The organism is Streptomyces camelliae, assembly GCF_027625935.1.
In the GTDB taxonomy this organism is placed as follows: domain Bacteria; phylum Actinomycetota; class Actinomycetes; order Streptomycetales; family Streptomycetaceae; genus Streptomyces; species Streptomyces camelliae.
The window spans coordinates 166372-192467 of sequence record NZ_CP115300.1; the positions used below are offsets into that span (position 1 = coordinate 166372).

Sequence of the window (26096 nt, forward strand, 5' to 3'; positions counted from 1 at the left end):
TGGGCATCGTGTCAGAACTCCCTGGACACGAATTCCTCACTCGGGACAACCCGGTGTCCTTTGTCCCGCGCCTCTTGCCGCACCGCCGACGACGGTAACGCCACACCTCACCTTCACCACGATTCGGGGGAACACCCATGTCCAAGCCCAGCCCCGCTCGCGCCCTTTCCCGCCTTGCCCTCGTGACCGCGACCGCGGTCGTCGCCGGCCTGTGCGCGGTGGCGCCCGCCTCCGCGGACACCGGCACGTACGACAACAGCGGGACCGAGACACCGACCTCCACGGGCACGCTCGGCACCGGGGTCGGCCAGAAGCTGACCGGCGCCCAGATGGTCCAGCGCGCCAGAGACTGGGTCAGTCACCGGGTCAGCTACGACCAGTCCCAGTCGTTCTCGGACAGTGAGGTCGGCGGCCCCTACCGCACCGACTGCGGCGGCCTGGTCGACATGGCGTGGCAGCTCACCAGCAGCCCGGTCGTGACCACGCCCTCGCCCGGCATCGACTCCTCCACCTACAGCACCAAGCTCACCAGCTGGTCCCAGCTCCAGCCCGGCGACGCCCTCGCCGTGCCCGGCAAGCACATCAACCTCTTCGCCGGCTGGACCAACCAGGCCAACGGCGACTTCACCTACATCGCTGAGGACAATCCCGGCGTCCCCACCGGCGAGTATCCCGCCAACATCCACGACGACAGTATCGACGGCTACGCCCCCTCCTCGTTCGAACTGCTGCGCTCCAACAACCTCGCTCCCGCCATCCCGGCGAATTTCAACGTCACCATCGACGCCAACGGCGCAGCCCTCGCGTCCGGCCAGACCGTCTCCGGTACGGTGAATCTCACCGCCGTCGCCAGCTCCCAGGGCGTCATCAACTCCCTGAGCTACACCATTACCGGACCGAGCGGCACCCAGACGATCAACGGCGGCACCGGCGCGAACAACTACGCGCAGGCCTGGAACACCACCGGCCTGCCCAACGGCACCTACACCATCTCGGTGAACGCGAACGAGATCGACGGACAGAACCACACCTATGGACCGGTCACCGTCACGGTCGGCAACGGCAACACCTCGGACAGCACCTGGTCGGTGTACAACCCTGACACCAAGACGATGACCCTGTTCGGCCTCGGGTCCGGCGGCCACCTCGGCCTCACCAAGACCACAAACGGCGGAGCAAGCTGGAGCAACTGGACCGAGGCCAACGCGTACTGGACGCTGCAGGGCACACCCGACGCGGTGTACGACCCGGACGCCAAGATCACGATGCTCTTCGCCCGCGGGTCGGCCAACGGCGCCATGGGCATCAGCACGAGCAGCAACAACGGTGCCAGCTGGTCGAACTGGACCCAGGTGAACGCCTACTGGAGCAACTTCAAGGGCGACGCCTCGGCCGTGTACAACCCCGACACCAAGAAGGTCACCGTGTTCGCACGTGGCGGAGATGGCAAGATCGGCTACACCCAGAGCAGCAACGCCGGCGCGAGCTGGTCGAACTGGGCCGAGGTCAACGCATACTGGAACAACTTCGCCGGCGACCCCCACGTGATCTACAACCCCACCACCAAGCGGATGACGGTGTTCGCCCGCGGCGGGGATGGCAAGATCGGTTACACCCAGAGCAGCAACGACGGAGCCAGCTGGTCGAACTGGGCCGAGGTCAACGCATACTGGAACAACTTCGCCGGCGACCCCCACGTGGTCCTCAACCCGGACACCCACCAGATGACGGTCTTCGCGCGCGGCGGGGACGGCAAGATCGGCTACACCCAGAGCAGCAACGACGGAGCCAGCTGGTCGAACTGGGCCGAGGTCAACGCATACTGGAACAACTTCGCCGGCGACCCCCACCCGGTGTACAACGCCGGCACGAAGACGATCTCGCTGCTCGCGCGCGGCGGCGACGGCAAGATCGGCTACACCCAGAGCAGCAACGACGGAGCCAGCTGGTCGAACTGGGCCGAGGTCAACGCGTACTGGAACAACTTCGCCGGCGACCCCACTGCGACCTACGACCCGGACACCACCCAGAACACGGTCTTCGCGCTCGGTAGCGGCGGCCACATGGGCTACACCCAGAGCAGCGGAGGCGGCTGGTCGAACTGGGCCGAGGTCAACGCATACTGGACGCTGATCGGGTCCTGATCCATCAACTCCGGCGCCGCCGCACACATGATCGCTGGCCGAGCCCCCTCCCCGTGTCCTGCGGCTCCCGACCCGGGAGCCGCAGGACACGGCGTTTCTACAGGTCGTTTCGGTGGCGAGGCCGGGAACTCTCCCGAAGCTGACGCCCCCGCGCCCTCCGGGCCCCGGCGCAGAGCCCGTGCTCTGCGCGACGGCCTCGACCTCGACGCCCTCGCGGCCCGCCACGCGCGGCTACGACGCGTACGCCTACCTGGCCGCCATGGCCACCAGCCACCCCTCCCTCGGACAGCTCCCGCCGTTCCGCGCGAATGGTCCCCTCACGCGACCGGTCTTGGCGGCTTCGGTGCCCACCGTCGCTCGCGCGTCCTCCACCTGCCCCCCCTGCTGCGGCACCCACACCGCAACCGGAACTGGCGGCGGCGTCCTCCCCCGCCCGGCGCGCGCCCGCTCCGCGGCCTGCTCGGGCGACCGCCAGCGCCTCCCGGACGACTGTCCCGTGCTCGTGTACCTCACGTGCCTGAGAAGGCAGCGGGCGGAGCAGAGCCGTTCGTTCCGGCCGCTGCTGGTGCACGAGCTGGTTCTCGACCGTCGCAGGGTCGGCGATCGGCGCCACCGATTGCGAGCAGCACATCAGGGTGGAGCAGGTGGCGGCGGCCAAGAGGCACCGCATGCCGACCGTGGCCGCTGTGGACCTGGCGGCCGGGCTCGGACCTGCTGACCGGCTGGGAACGCGTCGCGGAGATCGGCCTCAGGCCCGGGCCGCGCGGCGCCTTCAGGCACCGTTCGCGGACGCGATCCGCGCGGGAGGCGCGCAGCCGACGACCCGCACCCGCATCCGCTCACCCCGGCCGACCTCCCGCAGGGACTGTTGGCGGCCCCGTCGGGCCAGGACGTTGGCCAGGAAGTACGGAGCCTGGCCAACGCCTTGTACGACGTGGGTCACTACGGCAGGTCTTCCAGCCGGGCGAGAAGGCCGGCGGCGGTGGCGACGTGCCGCGACGGCGTCAGCGCGGTTCCAGGTGAAGTTCCCGGTCGTACCCGCGTCGTCGTGCGGGCTCCGCTGAAGAGGGCGTAGGCGCTCTGGGTGAGCACCGCCCAGCGCTCCTCCTGGTCCCGGTTCCCGGCCTTCCTCTGCACCGCCTGGTCGTGGAGCCTCTTGATGTTGCAGGTCTCGCGCACGGGATCGAGGGCTGCTCGTGCGAGGGCTACGGCGTGCTCGTAGCGCTGGTCACGGATTGCGGCCTTGGCCTCGCGGATGCGGCGAGCGGCTGTGGCCCGGGCCTCAACAGTGGTGGTGGGGATGAGGACGTCGACAAAAGCGCCGGCGTCGAGCTGGATGAGGGCGTTGCTCCACATCGCGTGCGGGATGAGGACAATCTCCTGGCTCTGGGCGACGGGCCAGCGCTTCACGTCGGCCAGGGCGGTCAGGGCGAGGTCGGCGCGCAGGGACAGGTCGGCGCCCGCGCGCACCTTCTCCCAGGCCGCGCAGCTGCCGGTCCATCACGGTCGTCTCCAGCGTGAGGTGCCTCTTGAACGGCTTCAGCCCGACGGGTCCCGTGGAGGCGTGGAGGGGGCCGGCGTAGCTGGTCGTGTACCCAGAGGCTGAGCGGACACGTCGTTCTGCCGGCCCGCCGAGAAAACGCATTGCGAGTGACCCGCATCGGATGTCTGATTGATCGGCCACCGATCAGGGGAGGGACCATGAGCATGTCGCTGCCCACCCCGTCGTTGCGCACCGCGCGCCTTCGACTGCGTGCCTTCGAAGACGCGGATGCGAACGCCCTCTTCGCACTGCACAGCAGCGCCTACGTACTGCGCTACTGGGACGCGCCACCGTGGAGCCAACGCGTGCGCGCCGAGAAGTTCATCACGGCTTGCCGACAGATGGCACGGGAGGGCACCGGGGCGCGGCTGGCCGTGGATCGCGTCGCCGACGGGGCGTTCATCGGCTGGTGCAGCCTGAACCGGTGGAATCCGGACTACCGCAGCGCGTCGCTCGGCTACTGCTTCGACGATGCAGCGTGGGGCCACGGCTACGCGACCGAGGCCTCGCGCGCTTTGCTGGGGTGGGCATTCGACATGCTGGACCTAAATCGCGTTCAAGCTGAGACCGATACGCGCAACGTGGCATCTGCCCGCGTGCTGGAGAAGCTCGGCTTCGTGCGTGAAGGGACGTTGCGGGAAGACTGCGTCGTCAACGGCGAGGTCTCTGACTCGTGGGTCTACGGGCTGCTCAGGCGGGAGTGGCGGCCGTCATCCGAGCCGGTTCCCACCCACTGAGTTCCGTCGCTCGGCACCCGGTATCGGCCACGCCCCAAACCACTGATCGCTGCGCCTCATCCACACACATCGACGAACCGGACGAAGGGTTACATGCCTTCTTCTCAGGCGTATGCATGTGGGAACGGCTGCGGCCGTTCCCGCCGGTCAGCAACGGGCGTTGTGGTCGGTGGCGGGATCACCGGCAGGTGATCGACGGGATCCTTCACAGAGTGCGAACCGGGGTGCAGTGGCGGGATCTGCCCGAACGGTTCGGGCCGTGGATGACCGTGTATGGACGCCACCGGCTGTGGTCGGCCGACGGCACCTGGGAACGCCTGCTGCGGCAGGTCCAGGCCGCGACCATCGCCAACGCCGTCCGGCACGCGCCCGGCGTACGCCAACGTCACCTGCCGATCCGTCCCGACCGCATCCCTGACGGCGGGGGCCCCACGTGCTTGACCTCGCCGAGGAGTTGAGCCGCTGGATGGCCGAGGGCCGCACGTTCGCCGTCGCCACCGTCGTGGCCGTCAGCGGCAGCGCCCCACGCGGCCCCGGGGCGGCACTCGCCGTCGACAGCGACGGCGAGGCCATCGGGTCGGTCTCCGGCGGCTGCGTGGAAGGAACGGTTAACGAGCTGTGCCAACAGGTACTGCAGGACGGCGAGAGCGTCCTGCAACGCTTCGGCTACAGCCACGAGGACGCCTTCGCGGTCGGCATGACTGGCTGCCGCGCATGAACCTGGCTCCACTCATCAGACCCCCTTGGAATCGATCATCTAGGCTGGCGTAGTGACTGATGAGCAGGAGCGGGTGCAGCCGTCGGGAGTGTGGGCCACGGCGGTGGGGGTGGCCAGGGTGCGGGCGCTGGAGACCGAGCGGGTGAACGCGTTGTTCCGCGACCCACTGGCACAGGCCTTCGCCACCGCCGGCGGCCTGTGGCCCTCCTCGCCGCCGCTGCCCGATGACGAGGCAGCGCGACGCCGCCGGCTGGCCGTGTCGTTCTCCATCGTCATCAGGACGAAGTTTCTCGACGACCTGTTGCAGCAGGCCTCCGCGTCCGGGGTCCGGCAGGTCGTGCTGCTCGGCGCCGGCATGGACAGCCGGGCCTTCCGGATGGACTGGCCCGAGGGCACCCGGCTGTTCGAGGTCGACACCGCCGCGCCACTGGACTTCAAGGCTTCGGTGCTGCGCCAGGAGCGGGCCGTCGCACGCTGCGAGCGGATCACCGTCGCGGTGGATCTGCGTGAGGACTGGCCAGGCGCGCTGGCCGCCGCAGGGCACGATCCGGCCGTGCCGACCGTGTGGATCGCCGAAGGACTGCTGATCTATCTGCCCGAGGACGCGGTGGAGCTGCTGCTGACCCGGATCAGCGCGCAGTCGGCGGCAGGCAGTCGGATGGGGCTGACGTTGGGCTCGCGCGGCGTGATCGAGCGCTTCGGCGCGGACGCCGTGCCGGGATCGGCGGCGTCCATGTGGGTTTCGGAGATGCCCGACGACCCGGTGGGCTGGCTGGCCGGGCACGGCTGGGAGGCCAGCAGCCACACCCTGCGCGAGTGCGCTGCCGCCTATGGCCGCCCGATCAGCACCCCGCCGCAGCGCGAGGAGCGGCCCGGCGGACTGATCTCGGCGGTCCGCCGGTAGAGCGCCTCCCGGCTCCCTAGATGATCGATTCCAAGGGGGCCTGATGAGTGGATCAGGTTCATGCGCGGCCAGCCAGCCATGCGCGCACCGAGCGTCTACAACCACTGAAGTTCGCCCGAAAAATCGCCTGGTTGGATGGTGGTGTGGTCAACAGTCCTTCGCCGTGAACGAAGTGCTGCCGCAGTTGAACGAGCTGCTGTTTTCCTCGGTCCAGGCGTGTGGGTGGAATCGGTCGAGGTGATCGACACGGTCGTCCGGGTCGTGGCCCGTACGACCCCGGGGCGGCCGGTTCGGGGCGCGGGTGCTGGTCGGGGGTGAATTCACGGCTTCTACTTGCCATTTCCTCGTGATTTGCCGACGGCGGGCAAGTTCGTCGTGGTGTCGTTGCGGGTGCGGAGGTTCGTCTGCGAGGAGGAATCCTGCCAGCGCATGACCCTCGCCGAGCAAGTACCCGGTCTCACCCGCAGGTTCGGGCGACGGACCGAGCGGCTGCGGTCGATGCTGGTGTCGGTCGGTCTTGCGCTCGCGGGCCGGGCCGGCGCCCGGATGACGGAGCTTGGCCCCGGCAGTCCGCCGGCCTGCCGGGGACCGCGGGGCGGTGGTCTCTCGTGTCGCGACGGTCTTGGCGGACCGCCGGCCACTTCGCCACGACCGTGTCTCCCCGGCCACGCCCCGGGCACAGCCGAGCTGACCCGGCGCCGGCTGCTGGATTTCCTCAGCCAGGAGGCTGCGTGGTTTCGGCAGGAGGGGCGACGAACCGCGGGCTGGGGACGATGGAGCAGCTGTGGCTCGTGCCCTGTGTGCGCTGCCCGTCGGGTCCGGTCACAAATACGGTCACTCCTGTCGCCGCGGTGTCCGGGTGGTCGGCCAGACGTGCCGCGGCGGCCGTGCAGATCAGTTGCCGGGCGGCGATCGGTGGCAGCGGTTCGGTGCCCGTAGGCAGCTGAAGCGATACCCGGGCGCCGTTCGCGCTGATCGCCGGGGTGGGGATGCGGGTGAGGGCGGTCGTCAGACCGCGCCGCCGCTCCGATGCGTCCGGACCGGTCAGCAGGAGTTCTACGGCCATGGGTACGTCGACCGGATCGCTGATCCCCCGGTAGACGGGGACCAGGCGGTCGTCGGCGATGAAGTAGAGCAGCGCGATGGGCCGGACACCGGTGGCAGGGTCGCCGGACTGGACCACACCGGTCGCGGGGATGCCGCAACCCGACAGCAGCAGAGTCGCGGCGAGCAGCATGACCCACTTCATGACCGGTCCTCCTTCTCGGGCTCGAGCAGGGGGAGTTCAGCGGTGAGGAGAGCGCCGCCGCCGGGGTGGTTGGCCGCGCGGATGGTGCCGCCGTGGAGGCGCACGTTCTCGGCGGTGATGGCGAGGCCCAGGCCGCTGCCCTCGGTGCGGGTGCGGGCGGTGTCGGACTTGTAGAAGCGGTCGAAAATGTGTGGCAGGACGGTCTCGGGAATACCGGGTCCGCTGTCCAGCACCTCGATCACCGCCCACCGTTCCGTCCCGTCCGTACCCCCCGGGGCAAACCGCTGGTGTTCGTGCAGGGAGAGCCGAATGGGGGAAGCTCCGTGGCGCAGGGCGTTCCCCACCAGGTTGGCGACGATCACATCGAGCCGGCGGGGGTCGACCCGGCCCCGGAGCGCCCCGGGCGGGGGGAGCCGGGTGGCCACGGAGTCCTGCCAGGCCCGGGACGAGAGGGTGCGCTGGACCGACTCCGCGAGGTCGATCTCGTCCAGGTGCAGGGCGGCGGCGCCGGCGTCGAAGCGGGAGATCTCCATGAGGTCCTCCACCAGACGCGCCAGGTTGGCGGTCTCCTTGCTGATCAGCCGCACGGCGGCGGCGGTGTCCGGGTCGAGTCCGGCGGCGTCCTCGTCGAGGATGTCGGTGACGACCGACATGGCCGCCAGCGGGGTGCGCAGTTCGTGGGAGACGTCCGCGGCGAAGCGGCGGGCCTTGGCCTCCATGCGGCGCAGTTCGGCGACCGATTCCTCCAGGGCGGCGGCGGTCTCGTTGAAGGTGTGTGACAGGTCGGCGAGTTCGTCGGTGCCGTTGACGGCGAGACGGGTGTCGAGTCGGCCCTCGGCGATGCGCCGGGTGGCGTGGCGCAGTTCCCGTACGGGGCGCAGCACACCCTGCGCAGCCAGCAGTGCGAACAGCACGGCCAGACCCAGGGCTGGTACAGTCGCCCGCTCCACGGCCGCGACCAGGGCCTGGACGTAGGTCTGCTCAGCACTCTGAGGCACTGTCAGGAAGACCGTGAGCCCTGTGGCCCTGCGCTCGCCGTGCAACGCGGTGAACGCGACCGGCATACCGACGACCAGGGAGGAGCGGCCACCGACCGTCACTCGCTGGAAGACGGTCGGCGTCTGGGTGGTCGCGGCCCTGCGCAGGGCAGGCGTCGGCTCGGTGAACGGATCCTGCGGTATCGAGGTGGCGCTCAAACCGTGATAGGTGACCAGCACCCGCCACCTCCGTGCGGGATCGCCCTGAGCGACCTCGGTGGCGAAGGAGGACAGGTCCCGTTGGGCAGGTGGGAAGGCCAGGTCGGGTGCGAGGGTGTCGACCCGGTCGCGCAGCAGGCGTATGACGGTGTCCTGGCTCTGCTGGAGGATGCCGGTGCGCGCCTCACGGAATGTCAGGGCCCCGGTGGACAGGGCGGCGACGACAGCCACCAGGCCGAAGGCCACCACCAGTCTGACGCGCAGGCCGCTCGGCAGCGGAAGGCGGAGCAGCCGTCGGCGGGGCAGGGACGTGCGTGGGGACAACGGCGCCGTCACCGGGGGCTGTCGAACCGGTAGCCGAAGCCCCGGACGGTCTGGATGTAGCGCGGCTGCCGCGAGGGCTCGCCGATCTTGGTCCGCAGCCGTTTGACGCAGGCGTCCACCAGCCGGGCGTCGCCGTGGTAGCTGTGCTCCCAGACGGCCTGAAGGAGCTGCTGGCGGCTGAACACCCGGCCGGGGGCGGCGGACAGCGTCAGCAGCAGCCGCAGTTCGGACGGGGCCAGCGGGACCGCGGCGCCCCGGCAGGTGACGGTGAGCCCGGCCCGGTCGATGCGGAGCTCGCCGTACGTTTCGGCGGCCGGAACACCGCCGTCGGGGGACGGCGCTGCTTCGACGCGGCGCAGTACGGCGCGGATCCTGGCCTCCAGGACCCGGGCCTGGACGGGTTTGACCACGTAGTCGTCCGCTCCGGTTTCGAGTCCGACCACGATGTCCACGTCGTCGCCCATGGCGGTCACCATGATGATCGGCACCTGGCTGTCCGCACGGATCCGGCGGCACACCTCCAGCCCGCTCACGCCGGGCAGCATCAGATCGAGCACCACGACATCAGGCCGGAACGACCGCAACCGGCCCAGCCCCTCTTCCCCGGTCTCGGCCGCCGCGACCTCGTGCCCCTGACGGCGCAGGGCCAGCCGGGCGCCTTCGCGGACAGCGGGATCGTCTTCGATGAGCAGGACACGAGGCATGCGCTCAGTATCGGCGACGGTCACCGGTCGGCCCCAGCACTGTTACGCGATGATCACATAGCTGAGGCTGTTGCGGTTCGGTCATATTCCTGGCCGGGTTCGATCACATAACCGGGCCAGTGTGAACCGCCGTGAGCACATCGACCAGGCCCTGTCTTCGCGCGACTGCCGTACGGGGCAACGGAGCGGCGCCCTGTGATGACGGGCCGTGAACCTCCCCGGCTCCCCGGTGGCACGGGATCCCCCACCCTGCCGCCGGGGCCCTGCGCCCTCCCAGCCCCAGTGTCCCGCGAATCACAGAAGGAAGCCGCCCATGTCAGAGCAGAACCCAGGCCCGCGGTCCGCAGCCCACGTCGCGTCCCGGCGCCGGTCCCGTGCTCGACGGCGTCGGCGACATACCCACCGCAACGGCGTGCTGGGACTGGGCGCCGTCGCCGCGTTCCTGGTGTGCACCGGCATGGCGATGTATCACAGCGACCCTTCCGGTGCCGTCGTCCGGCACGGGGCCGCCACCGTGCCGACGCCTGCCGTCACGCCGGTGCACAGCGCCTCGCACCCCGCGTCACCGTCCGCGTCCTCGTCGACGCACCCGGTGCCGCCCTCTGCTTCGTCGTCCGCGTCGGCGTCGTCATCGGCGTGGTTCCCCGAGCGCGGCAACGGCGACTTCGTCCGGGCCGCCGGCGGCACCGAGGTCTTCGGCCACGGCCGACTGCTGCGCTACGCGGTGGATGTCGAGGGCGGCCTGGGCCAGGACCCCGAAAAATTCGCGCGGCAGGTCGACACCGTGCTGGACGACACCGTGCACGGCTGGGCTGCGGGCGGCCAGTGGTCCTTCCAACGCGTGTCCACCGGCCCGGTGGACTTCACCGTCCATCTCGCCTCGCCCGGCACCACCGACACCCTCTGTGCCAAGTACGGCCTGGATACCGGAGGGTGGGTCAACTGCAGCGGTGGCGACGACGTGGTCATCAACGTCAAACGCTGGCTGCTGCTCACCCCGTACTACAAGGGCAAGCCCGACCTCTACCACGCCCTGGCTGTCAACCACGAAGTCGGCCATCGGCTGGGTCACAACCACGTCGGCTGCCCCGGTCCCGGCAGGCCCGCTCCTGTGATGATGCAGCAGATCAAGGGCCTGCACGGTTGCGTGATCAACGGCTGGCCCTATGACGACCAGGGCCGGCTCATCACCGGGCCGTGACCGGCGCGACCACCGCGGACCTGGACGCCCGTACGGCCACCGCGCAGGTCACCGCCGCCACACCTCGCCCGGCCACCGCCGACTACATCGCCGCCACCTGGGCGCGTACCGACGCCATCGGCGGCTCGATCGGTCGCGCTGAACCTTGAGCGAATCTCAGCGGAGCCAGACGGATTGCATTTTGTCTCGCTGAAGGTTGAGTACTCGGTTGAGGGCCGCAGCGATGCACGCCGACAACACCAAGCTGGTGGTCACTGCTTCCCCTCTCCAGCCCTGAACGGGCCGGTCGCGGGGGCTACGCACTTGTCGACGACGGTGTTATCGCCGGCTGCCGAGCCCTCCAGGCAGAGCCGTCCACCCTTGTCCCGCAGGTCGAGGAAGAACCGCGTGGTCGCACCGGACTGCTTGAGGTCGTGGATGCGCTCGTCGGCATAGCCGAGGTCGTTCAGGATCGCCCTGACCTTGGTGGGGGTAGGTTCCGCTAGATCCCACAGCGCCCGGGTGATGCGCTCTTCATGAAGGGCGCCCGCACACCAGTCGCGAGCGTTCAACTCCACTTCCGGCCCCGCCGTGGGGGCGATGGGCTCGATCGCGTCGCTCGGCGGTGTCTCCACCGAACCCGCCGGCAGTGTCTCCGCCGGACCGGTCGGCGGCGCCTCTGGCGGGGCGCTCGGGGGACACGACTGCGCGATCTTGTCCAGCATCGCCGCGAAGGCCGCGTCGGGCCGGCCTCCGACGGCGTCAGCGTGCTTGGTGTGCTCTCCGCCGGCGTTCGTCTTCTCGGTGCCGCACGCGCCAAGTGTCAGCGCAGCAAGGGCGGTTATCACGAGGGTGACCCGCGGGCGGCGCGAGGAGCGGGCGAATGTGCTGATCAAAGCAGGGATTCGTGTCATGCGCACAGTCTCCGGTCAAGCCTCCCCCTGCACGTGAGTACGCATACTCATGTGGGTGGGGGTACTCGCTCACGTCGATGAGACGTGACCAAACTTCAGTGAGACAGGACCATCAGTCAGATGGTTCGGTCGTATTCGAGCTGGAGCAGGACGAGGGCCGCGGCGGCGATCTGGGTGATCCGGCCGGGATCGAACCAACGGTGGCGTCTGGATGCAACAGTCCTTTCCCGGCACGAGCCTCGCCTTCAACTCGGGTGACCGCGCCTTCGCCGCGGGCCGCACCTACACGCAGGACTGGGCCCGCGGTCCGATCGGCTTGGGCCTGGGGCAGTACACGACCGGCCCGTTCGGCGACTCGGGCTGCTCCGCCTGCCTGGCGGACGGCAATCTGCTGGTCTTCCTCACCACGACCGAGAGCGAACCCGACCACAACGGCGGCATCAGCATCTACGACGAACAGCCGCACGCCTTCCAGACCCAGCTGTACCGGGACGGCACGCTGCTGGACGACGAGCCCGGCAACACGGCGGTCAACGTCGACGGCCAAGCGGCGCCGGGCGCCCGGTACCGCATGGTCGTCGACCAGGACTACAGCGGCGACACCACCCTCAGCCAATCCACCACCGCCCACACCGAGCTGACCTTCGGCCTGCCCTCGGCGAGTGACACCGACTCTCTCCTGCCGGACCCGTTCACCTGCGAAGGGCAGTCGCCGGCCACGTCCTGCCTGGTCCGCTGCTCACCGCGCGCTTCCACCTGGCCGCGAACGACCTGAACACCAGTCACCGGACCACTCAGAGCATGGGCCTGGACATCGCTCACGTGACCTTCGACACCTTCGACGGAGCCGGTTCATGGGCGGCGATCGCCTCCACTTCGGTGCAGGTCTCCTTCGACGGCGGCCAGACCTGGCAGAACACCGTCCTGCACGGTTCCAAGGGCCACTACCGCGTCCGCTGGACCAACCCGGACTCCGCACGCGGCACCCAGCCCCGCGATCCGCGTCACCGCCACCGACACCGACACCGACACCGATGGCAACGGGCTCACCAAGACCATCACGCACGCCTGCACCGTCGCGGCCAGCACGTCATGACCACACCCCGCCCCGACCAGGAAATCCAGTAGAACGATCCTCGGATCCCCCGCCAGATACGCAGCGCCCGGGCCGCAGTGACCGCAGTGCTCGTCGCCCTCACGATCCCCGCCGCCGGCACCGCCCAGGCGGCCCGCACCACCACGGCGCACCCGCATGTCGAGCGTGCCTGCGCCACCGCCCCAGCCGGGCAGGCCCGGTGCCTCGCCCTCGTCCGCACCCGACGTCCACGGCGGCATGGGAGTTCGCGGACCGGCCAGGGCCGCCAAGATCCGCGCCGATACCACCGCCGCCGACACCGCGCTGCCCCAGGGCTACGGCCCGGCGGACCTGCGCGGCCTACCGTCTGCCGTCGACTGGTGGCGAGGGCCAGACCATCGCCCTGGTCGACGCCTACGACGATCCGACCGCCGAGGCCGACATGGCCGTCTAGTGCTGTGACCGGGATGGTTCACCGTGATCGGAAGGTGGCTCGCGGGACGAGCACACGCAACGGCTGGTATTACTGGGGCATGCAGGAAGAGATTGCACGCTCCGCGATCGACACGTTCATCTCCGCGTTCAACGCCTCGGACGACAGCTATGTGACTGCCCTGCTCTCCCAGGCTCTGACCTCAGACGTGGTCTTCTGGGGGCCGTTGGGTCGCAGCGAAGGAATCGCGGCGGTCGAGCGGTTCGTGCTGGACATCCGGCGCCACCCGGCGGGGACCGGCACGATGGTGCGCTGCTCGGCGGTGGACATGCCTGACGAGTGGGCCCGGTACCAGTGGGTCTTCACCACGCCGGATGGAGGTCCCCGCCTGGCGGGAACGGACGTCGTCCATCTGCGGCGGAGCCTCATCGACCAGGTCATCGTCTTTGCGGGGGAGATCGAACCGTCCGCCTCCTGAGTCGTCCTTCTGTCGCTGGCCTTCTCCTGAACTTGCCCCCTTCGGCGCTCGGGGGCTACGGTTCGCGGTTGGTCAGGCTGCGGTGTTGAGGGGGCGTCCGCCCCAGCGGATGCCCTTCTCGCTGCGGACGCGGGCGCGTTCCTTGCGTTGGGCGGTGAGTACGTCGGGGTGGCGGGCGTTGGTATTGCGCCGGCGCAGGTAGCGGTGCAGTGCCCGGGTCTGTGCGGGGTGGCTGCGGTGGTGGGAGTTGGCCAGGGTGAACTGCCGCAGCGGGCCGAAGTGGGCCTCGATCGGATTGGCCCAGGAAGCGTAGGTCGGGGTGAAGCACAGCTCGACCTTGTTCTTCTTCGCCCAGCGGCGGATGTCCGCGCCGGTGTGGGCGGAGAGGTTGTCCAGGATGATGTAGATCGGGGCGCCGTCGGGCCGGGCGGCGCGGATCGACTTGAGCGCGGCCAGGGTGTTGGCGGTGCCCTTGCGGCGGCGGTTGACGACCCACAGGCGGTCGTCGCCCACGGAGTAGCAGCCGTGGAAGTAGGTGACGCCGTGGGTGCGGCGGTAGGTCGCCGGCAGCCGGTTTGGCTTGCCCTGTTTCGCCCAGCAGGAGCCCGCGGTGGGCCGGATCCCCAGGGGCCCGAACTCGTCGAAGGCGAAGACCCGGTCCGGGAAGCGGTCCAGAACCTGCTCGATCCGGTCGAGCTTGGCTTCGCGATCAGGGTCGGGCGCCTCCTTCCATGTCTTGGTGCGCTGGAAGGTGATGCCGCGGCGCCGCAGCAGGCACCGTAAGGCTTCACGGCCGATGCGGATGACGCGGCCGTGCACTTTCCGCAGGTAGGCGGCGAGCTTGCGGATCGGCCAGCGGGTGAAGGGCTGGCCGAGCCTGGTGGGGCGAGTGGTGGCCGTCCGGATGACGAAGTCCTCGTCCTCACGACTGATTAGGCGGGGACGGCCTCCCGCCCACCGAGGGTCCATGCAGGCCAGGCCGATCTCGTTGAAGCGGTGGATCACATCGCGCACGGTGTCCTCATCGGCCTGGACCAGCTGGGCGATCACCGGCACCCGGCTCCCGCCCGCCGAGGCGAGCAGCATCATCGCGCGCCGGTGGCGCACCGAACTCGTGCTGCCCCTGCGCATGATCTGCTGCAGCTTCTGCCCCTCCTGGTCGGTCAGTCTGTGTACACGGACAGGCTCGGCCACCGGGCCTCCAGCGATCGGATCGGACGTCGCCGCACATCCAACCGCCACGACCGCCAACCCGGTGAGCCTACGCGGTCACAGCACTAGTTGTACTGACCCGTGAGGTTGGGGACGCGGCTGGCGGGTGGTTGCCCTTTCAGCGCGGTGTGGCCGCGGTGGTGATTGTAGGTGTGCAGCCAGCCGGGGAACGCCTCGCGTCGTTCGGTCTCCGAGTGGTAGGGGCGGGCGTAGGCCCACTCCTCGAGCAGGGTGCGGTTGAAGCGTTCCACCTTGCCGTTCGTCTGGGGCCGGTAGGGCCGGGTTCGCTTGTGGGCGATCCCGGCCGCTGCCAGCACGTCGCGCCAGTCCCGGGAGCGGTAGCACGCTCCGTTGTCGGTCAGGACCCGTTCGACGGTGACCCCGGCCTGGGCGAAGAACGTTTGGGCGCGGGTCCAGAACGCGGTGGCGGTCTCCTTCTTCTCGTCGGTGTGGATCTCGCTGTAGGCGAGGCGGGAGTGGTCGTCGACGGCGGTGTGGAGGTAGCTGTAGCCGCTTGCGGAACGGGTTTTGCGGCCGGCCTGCCGGCCCAGCACCTTGTGTCCGCCGCCGTCGGGGATGTTGCCGAGCTTCTTGATGTCCACGTGCACCAGTTCGCCGGGCCGTTGGCGCTCGTAGCGGCGTATGACACGGCCCGTTGCCCGGTCCAGATGCGTCAGGCGGGCCAGTCGGTAGCGGGTCAGCACGCGGTGCACCGTCGAGGGCACCAGTCGGAGCAGGTGCGCGATGCGGGCCGGCCCCCAGCGGCGCAGGAGGCGGACCTTGATGATGCGCCGTTCGGTACGGGTCGGGGTCTGGCGGGGGCTGGTGCGCGGGCGGCTGGAACGGTCGGCCATGCCTGCCTCGCCGAACGCCCGGTAGCGGTCGGCCCAGCGTTGGGCGGTGGTCGGGGAGACCTGGAAACGTTCGGCAGCCCGGCGCAGGGTCCAGCCGTCCTCGACGACGCAGCGGGCCGGACGCAGGCGACCGGTCTCGGTCAGGGGTGCATTACGGTGAGGCAAGAGGGCCTTCTCGGTGCTCGGTGCAGATGTCGCAATCCACACCGAACCCGGAAGGCCCTCACCCGTTCAAGATCCCTCAGCCGAGACCTGGCTCACCCGTCCACAACCTCCCCGGACAGAACAACTAGTGCTCGACCTGGAGATGGCCTCCGCCGCCTGCCCACAGTGCCACATCCTGCTGGTCAAGGCAGACGACCCCGAACTGGCGCACCTGGCCACCGCGGTGGACACCGCCGTCGCCCTGGGCGCCACCGAGGTGTCCAACAGCTACGGCGGTACCGAAGCGCACGACACGACCGCCTACGCCAAGAATTACGGCCACCCTGGCGTGGCGGTGGTCGCCTCCTCCGGAGAATCCGGCTACACCGTCCCAACCTTTCCGGCGGCGTACTCAAGCGTCATCGCCGTGGGCGGCACCTCGCTCACCCATGCCGACAACGACCGCGGCCGGCAGGAGACCGCCTGGGCCGGGGCGGGCAGCGGCGTATGTCTGGCGGTGTGCGCGTACGCCATGCCGAAGCTCCGGCCCAGCGTGCGTGGACACCGCCGGACGGACCTCCACGGTGGGTACGTCGGCCCCCACGCAACTCCGCTTGTGGTTTCTCATGAACATCGAACACCACGCGCCGCCGATGTCTCCCCATCTCGTTGTCCGGCCTCAGCAAAGGTGAGGGCCGGCCCGAGGCGCTCCACGGTGTCGACCATGCAGCACGCCGTCGGTGGCTCCTGCCTGGACAGCGATGCCTCTGGCAGACGCACCCACGCCGACGTCGCCCACCGCACCGGCCGTCTGGTGTTCTTCTCGGCCGGTCCGGCCTGGAGGATCCCGTTGGCGAATTGCATCGGTGACTGGTGATGGTCGGACGACAGGGCTTCCTCCGCAGGGCCCGCTCCCGGTGGGTGGTCTGCGCCTTCGATGCCGGAAAGCTACGGGTCGCGACCCTTGTGCATCGTCACCGGCGGGTGGGCACGTGCCGTCTCCGCGCATCCCCCGAGCGAGCTACCGGGCTGTCCTCTCCCGGGGGACGACTGTCCGGCCCGCAGTGCCGTATGGTGCGGATACCGAACAGGTCGTACTCACGGGCGGGCGGACAGCGGACCACGGCCCGGTCTTCATGCCGCTCAGCGCCGGACGTACGGGATCGTGGATGATGATGACGCAAGACCAAGCAGCGCGTGAACCATCGGGCTCGGCATCCCCCGCGCCATCGGCGCGCGCGCAGGCCAGAGGCCCCTCCGCACGCATGGACCCGGTGGCCGCCGCGGCCGCCCGGCTTCGCGTGCTGTCGCGGTGGTGGGGATCGCGCTCTGCTGCCACCAGGGATTGTGGGGTCGCGCTTGTCTTCACGGTGCTGTCGTTCGCGGCGCCGCTGTCGCGGTTCGGGGTGCAGTTCGGCGACCTTCCCACCCACGGCGCCTCGGTCGCGAGTGTGCTGCTGTCCCTGGGGCAGACTCTGCCGCTTGCGGTGCGCACCCGCTGGCCGGCCGCCTGCCTCGCGGTGGTGGGGGCCTCGTTCGCGGTGTACGAGTGCCTGGGCTGCCCGCCGAGCTTCGGCAGTCTGGGGCTGTACGTCGCGCTGTACTCCGTGGGTGCCCACCAGGACCGCCTCCGGCGGGTCGTACCGCTGGCGGCGACGAGCGGGTATGTGGTCTTCGGCGTCGTCCTGCACGTGCTGGGCTCGCCCGAGGGCCTGACCGACTACCTGCTGTATTACATGGTCCTGGCGGTGGTGTGGGGTCTGGGCGTCCAGGTACGCGGGCGGCGGGCGCAGGAGGCCGAGCGTCGGCGCCTGTCCGCGCAGATGGCCATCGCGGCGGAACGCAGCCGTCTGGCCGGGGAGTTGCACGACGTGGTGACCCACCATGTGACCGCGATGGTGGTGCAGGCAGGTGCGGCGCAGTACCTGACCGAGTCGCCGGACCGCCTCCACGACGCCCTCGACGCCATCAGCGGCACCGGCCGCCGCGCGCTGGCCGAGCTCCGGTTCCTGCTCGGCGTGCTGGAGGCGACCGGTGATGCGGCACTGCGGGAGCGGGCGCCGATGCCGGGCCGGGTGCCTGATCTGGTGGAGCAGACACGAGCGGGCGGCCAGCCGATCGAGCTGGTCGAGGACGGAGAGCAGCCGACCATGGCCGTAGGTGCCCAGCTCACGGCGTATCGCGTCGTGCAGGAATCCCTGACGAACGCCGTGAAGTACGCCGCGGGCCGGCAGACGCTGGTACGGCTCGCACACAGCCCCGACTGGACGGACGTCGAGGTCACCACCGCCGGGACGGCCGACGACGCACCCACGTCCGCAGCCCTGCTGGGCGGCGGCCCGCACGTCTCGGGAGGCAGGGGCCTGACCGGGCTGCGGGAACGGGTGGAGATGCTGGGCGGCGAGTTCGCGGCGGGGCCCCGCCCGGACGGCGGATTCCGCGTGCACGCCCGCATCCCCTCAGGAGGTGCCGCGTGAGTGTTCCGCCCACTGCGATCCGGGTGCTGGTCTGCGAGGACCAGGCCCTGGTTCGTGCCGGGTTCGTCACGATCCTCTCCGCCCAGCCCGACATGGAGGTCGTGGGCGAGGCCGTGGACGGCCGAGCGGCGATCCGCAGCGCGCAGGAGCTGAAGCCGGACGTCGTCGTCATGGACATCCGCATGCCCCTGCTCGACGGAATCGAGGCCACCCGCCGCCTGGCGGGCCCCGACTCCGCCAGCCCCGCCAGGATCCTCGTCGTGACGACCTTCAACGTCGACGAGTACGTGTACGAGGCCCTGCGCGCCGGTGCCAGCGGCTTCCTGCTGAAGGACGCCCCACCGCCCGAGCTGATCAACGCGGTACGCGTCGTCGCCCGCGGCGATTCCCTCCTGGCCCCTGCCGTCACCCGCACCCTGATCGGCCGCTTCGCCGAACGCGTACGCCCCTCCGCCACCCCCGCGTCCCCCGAGCGCGAGCGCCTCAAAGTCCTCACCCCCCGCGAGCACGAGGTCCTCCTCCTCATCAGCGAGGGCCTGTCGAACGCCGAAATCGCCACCGAACTGGTCATCAGCCACGAGACCGTGAAAACCTACGTCTCCCGCATCCTGACCAAACTGGACCTCCGCGACCGCGTCCAGGCGGTGGTCCTGGCGTACCGGGCGGGGTTGGCGGCGGGCGGCGACTGAGCCTGACGGCCCTGTGCCCCCGGCCGGGGCCGGAAAACGCGGCCACGGCCGCGCTCCTTCCTGGCCGACCACCCCGCCGAGGTGGTATCCGGACCATGGACCGGCTCGCCCGGTCGGCATGCTCCCCGCCCTGCGCGGCTCTCTGGTCCACCACGACCGGGCCACCCGCGTCGTTCCGGCCACCCGTGGAATGCCGGCACGAAGCAGGATGCCCGACAGCACTGTCCGGTTGGACGCTTGTGCCTCGGGTGATCCGTGCGGCGCGGCAAGCTGGCAGCAGCGGCTCGGTCCGCGTCCACATCTGATCCGATACGCCCACGGTGGCCGCTCCGTTCTCGGGGTCGCCCAGGATCCCCCGAGCGAGCTACCTGATTTGTCCTCTCCGCGGTGACGCGTGCCACCGGTGGCCTCTTGTTGACTCGAACCATCAACAAACGGCCGGACCATGCCGGCCAGCCAGCGGAGTAGCTAAGGACAACGCCATGACCACGACACGCAGTTACGCGAAGCACGGTTTCCCCAGAGGCCGCCGACTCGCCGCGACTCTGCTGGTTTCCACGGTGGCAGGGACCGCACTGGCCGCGTGTGGTGCCGACGCCCAGGGCGCGCAAACGGCCAAGGTCTCCGCCAGCACCGACGAGACCGCGGGCGCCGTCAAGATCACCTGGGGCAAGTGCCCGGCACTGGCCGACGGACAGACCCGTAACCCTCACCTGGCCTGCGGGACGTTGACGGTCCCGCTGGACTACCAGAACCCGGGCGGCACGAAGATCGACGTGGCGGTCTCCCGGCTGTCCACCGCCAAGCCCGGGAAGCGACATGGCGTCCTGCTGCTGAACCCCGGCGGGCCGGCCCTGGGCGGTCTCGACATGCCCGGAACCATGGCGTCCACCCTGCCGAAGTCCGTGCTGGACCGTTACGACCTGATCGGCTTCGACCCGCGCGGCGTCGAACACAGCACCCCGCAGAGCTGCGGTCTGAAGGACCCCACCGTGACCGGGATCTTCCCCTATCCCGCTGCGGACGGCTCGATCACCAAGAACGTGGCCATCGCCAAGGCCGACGCCAAACAGTGCGCCGACACAGTGGGCAAGAACCTGCGGTACTACAACACCGCCAACACCGCCCGCGACATGGACCGCATCCGCCAGGCACTCGGTGAGAAGAAGATCTCCTACTGGGGCCAGTCCTACGGCACCTACCTCGGCGCCGTCTACCGCTCCCTCTTCCAGAACCACACCGACCGGATGATCCTGGAAGGCAACGTCGACCCCACCAAGGTATGGGCCAACCAGGTCGCCGACACCTGGGGCAAGGGCATGGCCGACCGGTTCCCCGACGCCGCCCGCGTCGCCGCGGCCCAGGACAGCACCCTCAAGCTGGGCACGAACGTCGCGCAGGTGACCCACACCTACCTCGCCCTCGCCGACCGGCTCGACCGCACGCCCGCAGCGATTCCCGGCGCATCGGTGTCGCTGGACGGGGCGCTGCTGCGGAACATGACCTACGCCCTGCTTCTGCACAACAACACGCTTCCCGTGCTCGCCAACTTCTGGAAGGCCGCCGACGACCTGGCCCACGGCAGCACCACGGCCGCCGACACCTCCGTTCTCAAGGAGGTGTTCGCCGACACACCGACGTCCCCGGGCATCCCCGCGGACAACCAGGCCACCATGTTCATGGCTCTCACCTGCGGCGACGCCGAATGGCCGCACGACGTCGACGGCTACGCCACCCGCACCGCCGCCGACCGCAAGATGTGGCCGCTCACCGCGGGCATGCCCGCCAACATCTGGGCATGCGCCTACTGGGACAAGCCGGCTGAGGCGACGGTCAAGGTCGTGCCCGGCGGCCCGCGCAACACCCTGATCCTCCAGAACCGCCGGGACAACGCCACGCCGTGGGAAAGCGGCGTCGGCCTGCACGAGGCCCTCGGAGACGGCTCCGCCTTCGTCGGCGTCGACAACGGCGGGCACTACGTCTACAACGAAGGCTCCGCCTGCGCCGACAAGGCCACCGTCGGCTTCCTGACCACCGGCCACCTGCCGGACAAGGACGTCTACTGCACCGACGTCACCCAGAAGTAACCCGCCGGAACGCGGTGTTTCCCTGTCCGGCTGACGGCCAGAGGCGATGCCTCTCGACGAGCCGAGGCCTGCCGCCGACCGAGTCGGCGACCCGAGACCTTCAGCCGTGGAGGAAGGCCATCGCGGCGCGGAGTTCGTCGAAGGCGCGGCGAGCGAGGTCGGTGAGAGACCGCTCGTTGGCCGGGACGACCCATTGGTCGAAGGCGTTGTCGAAGGCGCGCATGCCGAGGTCGGCGGCAAGGTCGGCGGTGAGGTCGGGCACGCCGCGTTCCTCCAGTGCCTTGGCCAGGGTCTCGACGAGGCCGGTGCGTTTGAGTGCGGCACGTTCTCGCAGTTCGAGGTGGTCGGCGACGATCGGGCGCAGCCTGGCGGCGAACTCGCGCCGGTCGTCGGTGAAGACGGCCGCGAGGGCGCCGATTGCCTCGCGGACCGCATCGAGCGGCGTCGCCGCCTCGGGCGCGGCGTTGATCGCCTGCGCGAGGAGTCGGCGATGGATGTCCTGGCCGGCGAAGAGGACCTCTCGCTTGTCGGAGAAGTGCCGGAAGAACGTGGTCTTGGTCAGACCGGCACGGTCGGCGATCTCGTTGACCGTGGTGGCGTCGTAGCCCTTCTCGGTGAACAGGTCGAGTGCGGCGCGCATCAGCCGTTGCTGCGCGTTCGGTTCCCATCGCGGCATGCCCCAAGCCTAGGTGATGTTACTTGGTTCCGTCACTTCGACTATCGTGACGGTACTAAGTAACGTCACTGGGCGGCGGCCGAACGTGGCGCCCCCACCTTGCCCTGGGAGAACTCCATGCGTGTCTTCGTCACCGGCGCCAGCGGGCACATCGCCTCCGCGGTCATCCCCGAGCTCGTCCAGGCCGGACACCAGGCCGTGGGCCTCGCACGGTCCGACGCCTCCGCCGCCGCCGTCCAGGACCTGGGCGCCGAGGTGGTCCGCGGTGACCTCGACGACCTGGACGTCCTGCGCAAGGCCGCGGCCGACGCGGACGGAGTCGTCCACCTCGGCTTCAAGCACGACGCCATCGCCTCCGGGCGCTTTGCCGACGCCGTGGCCGACGACTTGGCGGTGGTGCGCGTCTTCGGCGAGGCCCTGGCCGGCACGGGCAAGGCCCTCATCGGCATTGGCCTGACGCCCACCGGCGACCCGCGGCGGGACGCGGCCGTCCACGCCAACCCCCGTACCGCCGTCGCTCAGGAGATCGCCGGACTCGCCGAGCGCGGCGTGCGGACCGTGCTCGTCGCCGTCCCGCCGGTCACGCACAGCTCGCGTGACCGGAACGGCTTCATCCCGAAGCTGATCGGCATCGCCCGCGCCACGGGCGTGTCCGGTTTCGTCGGCGACGGCGCCAACCGTTGGCCCGCCGGCCACACGCTCGACGTGGGCCGGCTCTTCCGCCTCGCGGTGGAGAAGGCCCCGGCCGGCTCGCAGCTGCACGCCGCGACCGAGGAGGGTGTCCAGGTGCGCGAGATCGCCGAGGCCATCGGCCGGCACCTCGGCGTCCCGGCCGTCAGCATCCCGGCCGAGAGGGCGGCGGAGCACTTCACGGGATTCCCGTTCGCGGCACTCGACCTCACGATGTCCAACGCGGCCACCCGGCAACTGCTCGGCTGGGAGCCGGTCCACCCCGGCCTGATCGCCGACCTCGACAACGGCCACTACTTCGCCCGGAACTGACGCCCGCACCGCCCGAGGCCCGGCGCGTCGGTACCCCGCCGCATCGGGCCGGGGGCGGCCTAAGACCCGACTCTGATACGCCGGGAGCACGGCCCGGGGTAGGCCGCTACTGCCCGCATGCAACCGATTTGCGGTCACCCAGGAGATCTTCGCAAACAGTGCTGAACGGCAGGCTCGACGAGAGGTGCCTGGAGTACGACGAAGACGCTGACCTGCTCACCAAGCCGGACCACGTCTCGGATGAGGGGGTCGGGCAGCCGCTTGGAGCGACAAAGTCCTCACACGAAGGCATTGCTCAGGCAGTCGGAGTATTCAGCACGGCGCGCGAGGCGTGGGCCTCACGGCGCATGGCTGACACGTCGACATCGAGGAGCCTGACTCCGCCACGATGCCCCGCCTTCAAGCGGTCAGACGTGCCAGGAGCGCGGGATGGTCAGTGAGGGCCTGATGAAGACGCTGCCGAAGACGGGGCGCGTACTGGGCGGGGTCGGCGGCCTCCCAGTCGATCGGACCGAAGGGGGGCTCGGGGTCGTACTCGACGAACAACTGGACCTTGCGCGCGACATCCTGGCCGGCGAGTTCGCCGACCAGGTGGAGGGCCATGTCGATACCGGCCGACACTCCGGCGGCGGTGATGACGTTCCCGTCCTTGACCCAGCGCTCGTTCACGGGGATCGCCCCGAACTTGGCGAGCAGGCTGCGGTACATCCAGTGCGTGTTGGCCTGGCGTCCTTCCAGGAGTCCGGCTGCGCCGAGCAGCAGGGAGCCGGTGCACACGGAGCCGGTGATCTGCGACCGCGCGGCCGCGGTGCGCAGCCTGTCCAGCAGCTTCTCGTCGGCCATCGCGGCGACAGTGGGGACCGAGCCGCCGGGCACGATGAGCACGTGCGGATCGGGCATGGTGTCGAAGGTGTGGCTGGGCACCAGGGACAGCGGGGTGTCGGTGGCCATCGGTTCGATCCGCTCGCCGACCACGACCGTGGCATAACCGGGGGCGAGCTGGGCCAGCAGGCTGAAGACCTGCAGCGGGCCGACGATGTCGAGCGGGGTGAGGCCCGGGTACTGGACAAAGGCGATGGTCTTCACGGGGGTTTCGTGCTGGGGCGTCGAGGATTCGGTCATGGGGATGCTCCTGGTAGCTGGGCCGACCTGCTGGGGCGGAAGAACTGCACTACCACTGTGTGTGCCGTTGCGGAGGAGGACGAGAGCAACAGGACCGCGGCGTCTGAATTCCTGCGATGCCTGTCTTTCAGACCGGCCGGGCACAGTCGGAAGGCATGACGACACCAGGCCGCCGCATGGTCATCGCGGCGTACGACGACGCCGAGCTCCTTGAGATCAGCTGCGTGACCAGCGTCCTCGACACGGCCAACCGGCAGGGCGCGAGCCCGCCCTACGAGGCCCGTCTGGCCACGCCCGAGGGCCGTCCGGTGCGCTGCGCTTCCGGGCTGGTGCTGGCGAGTCAGGCGGCCCTGGAGAAGATCCGGGGGCCGGCGGACAGCCTGATCATCGTAGGCGGGCGCGGTCACCGGGCCGCGGCTGGCAACGCCCGGTTCGTCGAACATGTGCGGCGCCTGGCGAAGGTCAGCCGACGGGTGGCGTCGGTGTGCACGGGGGCAAGTGTGCTGGCGGAGGCGGGGCTGCTGGATGGTCGGCGGGCGACCACCCACTGGTCCATCGCCGGCGAACTGGCCGCCCGGCACCCGGAGATCGACGTGGATCCCGCCCCGCTGTACATCCGCGACGGCCGGATCAGCACAGCCGCCGGCGTCACCAGCGCCCTTGACCTCACCCTCGCGTTCGTCGAGGAGGACCACGGGCCGGCGCTGGCCCGCTCGGTCGCCCGCATGATGGTGACCTACCTCCAGCGTCCCGGAAACCAGGCACAGATCAGCATGTTCGTCGCGGCGCCCGTGCCCGGGCACCGCACCGTCCAGCAGGTCGTCGAGCACATCACCGCCGCGCTGGACCATGACCTGGGCGTACCCGCACTCGCCGAGCGGGCCGGAGTGAGCGAGCGCCACCTGACAAGGCTCTTCCTCGACCACCTCGGGCAAACGCCCGCTCGCTTCGTCCGGACCGCGCGCACCGAGGCGGCATCCCACCTCCTGGTCAGCTCGGAACTGCCGCTCTCCGCCGTTGCCCGGCGGTGCGGCTTTCGCTCCACCGAGACCCTGCGGCAGGCGTTCCTGGACCGGTACGGCACGACACCCAGCCAGCACCGGGCCATCCACGGCAGCACATCCTGACCCTGTGCCGCTCGAAAAGTCCTCGCTGCATGTCACGCGGCGTATCTGCACTCGTTGATGCATCGGCAAAGCGAGCCAGAACCGGAACTCGTGAACAATGCCACTCGGTGAGGCCGGGGCCTCGGCGTATGGGGATCATACGTACGACGCTGTCGAGGACGTGGGGAGGGGAGGGTCAGTCGCTGCTGCCGGCGGCAGGTGGTCGACTGAGCCAGGCTGAATCAGACGTGGCCCGGGTCGCTCCGGGCGTGGCGGACTGCAGCGACGCTGAAGCGAGGAGGCTGAGCTTGTCGGCGCTTTCGGAGCCGGGCTCCGGGTGGTAGATGACGAGCATGATGCCGTCGGTCCCGTTGACCAGCAGTTTCTCGCGGTCCAGGGTGATAGCGCCGAGCTGGGGATGAGCGAAGGTGATGCTAGCGGTGGTGCGCCGGTTCCCGGCATCGTGGCGGGCCCATAGCTGGCGGAAGTGCGGGCTGGCTACTGAGAGCTCCCCGACCAGCTCGATCACGCGTGGGTCATCGGCATCGGTGCCGACCGAGTTGCGGAAGCTCGCAACCAGACCGGCGGTGGTTTGTTCCCATGCGGGGAACATCGCCGCCTCGGCCTGGTCGAGGAAGAGGTCCCTGAGCCGGTTGCGTCCTGTCGTCAGACGGGGCGAGAAGGCGGTAGCCAGCGGGTTTGCGACCAGTACGTCGAGGTAGCGGCCCTCGACGAACGCCGGCAGGTCGAGGGTCTCGACCAGGCGGGCCGTGCTGGGCGGCACGACTTCGCGCCGCGGGCGTCGATTCCTGCGTCGCGGTCTGCCGTCCACGAGGCTGAGGAGATAGGTGTCGTCATCCAAGTGCAACACCCGCGCGATGGCCTGCAGCACCTGGACCGAGGGGTTGCGGTCGCGGCCCTGTTCGAGACGCAGGTAGTACTCGGCGCTGATGCCCGCGAGCATGGCGACCTCCTCCCGGCGCAGGCCCGGGACGCGCCGTTGACCAAGGACCGGGATTCCGGCCTGCTCGGGGGTGACAAGTTCGCGGCGTGCACGAAGGTACTCGCCCAGCAGGTTCGGCTCCCTGTCCATGGCCACCAGCGTAAGCCGCCAGCCGGGTGCCCTGC

25 protein-coding genes and 2 pseudogenes are annotated in these 26096 nt (G+C 69.8%); 17 read left to right on the top strand and 10 right to left on the bottom strand.

All coding sequences use genetic code 11. From position 1 onward, the window contains the following. Positions 1-137 precede the first annotated feature (137 nt). Positions 138-2144, top strand: coding sequence for a DUF8189 domain-containing protein (locus tag O1G22_RS00770; protein ID WP_270079472.1), 2007 nt, complete (start codon positions 138-140; stop codon positions 2142-2144). A gap of 942 nt (positions 2145-3086) precedes the next feature. Here O1G22_RS00770 and O1G22_RS00775 read toward each other — a convergent pair. Next, a complete protein-coding gene (locus O1G22_RS00775; protein WP_270079473.1) occupies positions 3087-3614 on the bottom strand; it encodes a hypothetical protein in 528 nt (175 codons plus the stop codon). Positions 3615-3851: 237 nt separating this feature from the next. Here O1G22_RS00775 and O1G22_RS00780 point away from each other — a divergent pair, with 237 nt between their 5' ends. The 4 genes and pseudogenes from O1G22_RS00780 (at position 3852) to O1G22_RS00795 (ending at position 6046) form a co-directional block, all read left to right on the top strand. Further along, positions 3852-4424, top strand: a complete 573-nt coding sequence (locus tag O1G22_RS00780; RefSeq protein WP_270086285.1) for a GNAT family N-acetyltransferase — start codon at positions 3852-3854, stop codon at positions 4422-4424. A 116-nt stretch (positions 4425-4540) separates the two neighbouring features. Next, positions 4541-4807: pseudogene (locus O1G22_RS00785) on the top strand (transposase); the annotation flags it as partial. 50 nt (positions 4808-4857) lie between these two features. Beyond that, positions 4858-5127, top strand: a pseudogene (locus tag O1G22_RS00790) (XdhC family protein); the annotation flags it as partial. Between the two features lie 103 nt (positions 5128-5230). Further along, positions 5231-6046, top strand: coding sequence for a class I SAM-dependent methyltransferase (locus tag O1G22_RS00795; RefSeq protein WP_270086286.1), 816 nt, complete (start codon positions 5231-5233; stop codon positions 6044-6046). 715 nt (positions 6047-6761) lie between these two features. Here O1G22_RS00795 and O1G22_RS00800 read toward each other — a convergent pair. From O1G22_RS00800 to O1G22_RS00810, 3 genes are read right to left on the bottom strand one after another with little or no spacing between them, the layout of a single operon-like run. Beyond that, positions 6762-7295 (bottom strand): hypothetical protein, encoded by a 534-nt coding sequence (locus O1G22_RS00800; RefSeq protein ID WP_270079474.1) that lies wholly within the window; start codon positions 7293-7295, stop codon positions 6762-6764. After that, entirely contained in the window at positions 7292-8815 is a 1524-nt protein-coding gene (locus tag O1G22_RS00805) for a sensor histidine kinase (RefSeq protein ID WP_270079475.1), read from the bottom strand. The genes O1G22_RS00800 and O1G22_RS00805 overlap by 4 nt, the downstream gene beginning before the upstream one ends. Before the next feature lie 8 nt (positions 8816-8823). After that, positions 8824-9519: a response regulator transcription factor gene (locus tag O1G22_RS00810; RefSeq protein ID WP_270079476.1), complete on the bottom strand. Its 696-nt coding sequence runs from the start codon at positions 9517-9519 to the stop codon at positions 8824-8826. A 412-nt stretch (positions 9520-9931) separates the two neighbouring features. Between O1G22_RS00810 and O1G22_RS00815 the strand changes: the two genes are divergently transcribed. Beyond that, positions 9932-10720, top strand: coding sequence for a DUF3152 domain-containing protein (locus tag O1G22_RS00815; RefSeq protein WP_270079477.1), 789 nt, complete (start codon positions 9932-9934; stop codon positions 10718-10720). Further along, the gene (locus tag O1G22_RS00820) at positions 10717-10869 is read left to right on the top strand and encodes a hypothetical protein (protein ID WP_270079478.1); all 153 of its coding nucleotides are present in this window, start codon (positions 10717-10719) and stop codon (positions 10867-10869) included. Before O1G22_RS00815 ends, O1G22_RS00820 begins: the two co-directional genes overlap by 4 nt. Before the next feature lie 102 nt (positions 10870-10971). On the opposite strand, the gene O1G22_RS00825 is transcribed toward O1G22_RS00820, so the two are convergent. After that, positions 10972-11613 (bottom strand): hypothetical protein, encoded by a 642-nt coding sequence (locus tag O1G22_RS00825; RefSeq protein ID WP_270079479.1) that lies wholly within the window; start codon positions 11611-11613, stop codon positions 10972-10974. A 211-nt stretch (positions 11614-11824) separates the two neighbouring features. Here O1G22_RS00825 and O1G22_RS00830 point away from each other — a divergent pair, with 211 nt between their 5' ends. The 4 genes from O1G22_RS00830 to O1G22_RS00845 all read left to right on the top strand — a co-directional run bounded on the left by O1G22_RS00830 (position 11825) and on the right by O1G22_RS00845 (position 13599). Beyond that, positions 11825-12388, top strand: a complete 564-nt coding sequence (locus O1G22_RS00830) for a hypothetical protein (RefSeq protein ID WP_270079480.1) — start codon at positions 11825-11827, stop codon at positions 12386-12388. 26 nt (positions 12389-12414) lie between these two features. Continuing rightward, the gene (locus tag O1G22_RS00835; protein WP_270079481.1) at positions 12415-12741 is read left to right on the top strand and encodes a hypothetical protein; all 327 of its coding nucleotides are present in this window, start codon (positions 12415-12417) and stop codon (positions 12739-12741) included. A gap of 167 nt (positions 12742-12908) precedes the next feature. Beyond that, the gene (locus tag O1G22_RS00840) at positions 12909-13142 is read left to right on the top strand and encodes a hypothetical protein (RefSeq protein ID WP_270079482.1); all 234 of its coding nucleotides are present in this window, start codon (positions 12909-12911) and stop codon (positions 13140-13142) included. A gap of 79 nt (positions 13143-13221) precedes the next feature. After that, on the top strand, positions 13222-13599 hold the full coding sequence (locus O1G22_RS00845; RefSeq protein ID WP_030825962.1) for a hypothetical protein: 378 nt from the start codon (positions 13222-13224) through the stop codon (positions 13597-13599). 72 nt (positions 13600-13671) lie between these two features. Here O1G22_RS00845 and O1G22_RS00850 read toward each other — a convergent pair whose 3' ends face one another. Beyond that, complete coding sequence (locus O1G22_RS00850; RefSeq protein ID WP_270079483.1) at positions 13672-14793, bottom strand: IS630 family transposase; 1122 nt, start codon at positions 14791-14793, stop codon at positions 13672-13674. A gap of 83 nt (positions 14794-14876) precedes the next feature. Then, positions 14877-15830: an IS481 family transposase gene (locus O1G22_RS00855; RefSeq protein WP_270079484.1), complete on the bottom strand. Its 954-nt coding sequence runs from the start codon at positions 15828-15830 to the stop codon at positions 14877-14879. A 127-nt stretch (positions 15831-15957) separates the two neighbouring features. Here O1G22_RS00855 and O1G22_RS00860 point away from each other — a divergent pair, with 127 nt between their 5' ends. The 4 genes from O1G22_RS00860 to O1G22_RS00875 all read left to right on the top strand — a co-directional run bounded on the left by O1G22_RS00860 (position 15958) and on the right by O1G22_RS00875 (position 21062). Continuing rightward, positions 15958-16686 carry a S8/S53 family peptidase gene (locus O1G22_RS00860; protein ID WP_270079485.1) on the top strand — a complete coding sequence of 243 codons (729 nt, stop codon included), beginning with the start codon at positions 15958-15960 and terminating at the stop codon, positions 16684-16686. A 388-nt stretch (positions 16687-17074) separates the two neighbouring features. Beyond that, on the top strand, positions 17075-18286 hold the full coding sequence (locus tag O1G22_RS00865; protein ID WP_428986302.1) for a sensor histidine kinase: 1212 nt from the start codon (positions 17075-17077) through the stop codon (positions 18284-18286). After that, on the top strand, positions 18283-18975 hold the full coding sequence (locus O1G22_RS00870) for a response regulator (protein ID WP_270079487.1): 693 nt from the start codon (positions 18283-18285) through the stop codon (positions 18973-18975). The genes O1G22_RS00865 and O1G22_RS00870 overlap by 4 nt, the downstream gene beginning before the upstream one ends. A 482-nt stretch (positions 18976-19457) precedes the next feature. After that, positions 19458-21062 (top strand): alpha/beta hydrolase, encoded by a 1605-nt coding sequence (locus O1G22_RS00875; protein ID WP_270079488.1) that lies wholly within the window; start codon positions 19458-19460, stop codon positions 21060-21062. 100 nt (positions 21063-21162) lie between these two features. Here O1G22_RS00875 and O1G22_RS00880 read toward each other — a convergent pair whose 3' ends face one another. Next, entirely contained in the window at positions 21163-21738 is a 576-nt protein-coding gene (locus O1G22_RS00880; RefSeq protein ID WP_270079489.1) for a TetR/AcrR family transcriptional regulator, read from the bottom strand. Between the two features lie 117 nt (positions 21739-21855). Between O1G22_RS00880 and O1G22_RS00885 the strand changes: the two genes are divergently transcribed. After that, complete coding sequence (locus O1G22_RS00885; protein ID WP_270079490.1) at positions 21856-22740, top strand: SDR family oxidoreductase; 885 nt, start codon at positions 21856-21858, stop codon at positions 22738-22740. Positions 22741-23139: 399 nt separating this feature from the next. Here the strand turns inward: O1G22_RS00885 and O1G22_RS00890 are convergent, their stop codons facing one another. Next, on the bottom strand, positions 23140-23862 hold the full coding sequence (locus O1G22_RS00890; RefSeq protein WP_270079491.1) for a DJ-1/PfpI family protein: 723 nt from the start codon (positions 23860-23862) through the stop codon (positions 23140-23142). 176 nt (positions 23863-24038) lie between these two features. Between O1G22_RS00890 and O1G22_RS00895 the strand changes: the two genes are divergently transcribed. Beyond that, positions 24039-24989, top strand: coding sequence for a GlxA family transcriptional regulator (locus tag O1G22_RS00895; RefSeq protein ID WP_428986471.1), 951 nt, complete (start codon positions 24039-24041; stop codon positions 24987-24989). 175 nt (positions 24990-25164) lie between these two features. On the opposite strand, the gene O1G22_RS00900 is transcribed toward O1G22_RS00895, so the two are convergent. Next, positions 25165-26061 carry a helix-turn-helix domain-containing protein gene (locus O1G22_RS00900; protein WP_270079493.1) on the bottom strand — a complete coding sequence of 299 codons (897 nt, stop codon included), beginning with the start codon at positions 26059-26061 and terminating at the stop codon, positions 25165-25167. Between the last annotated feature and the right edge of the window lie 35 nt (positions 26062-26096).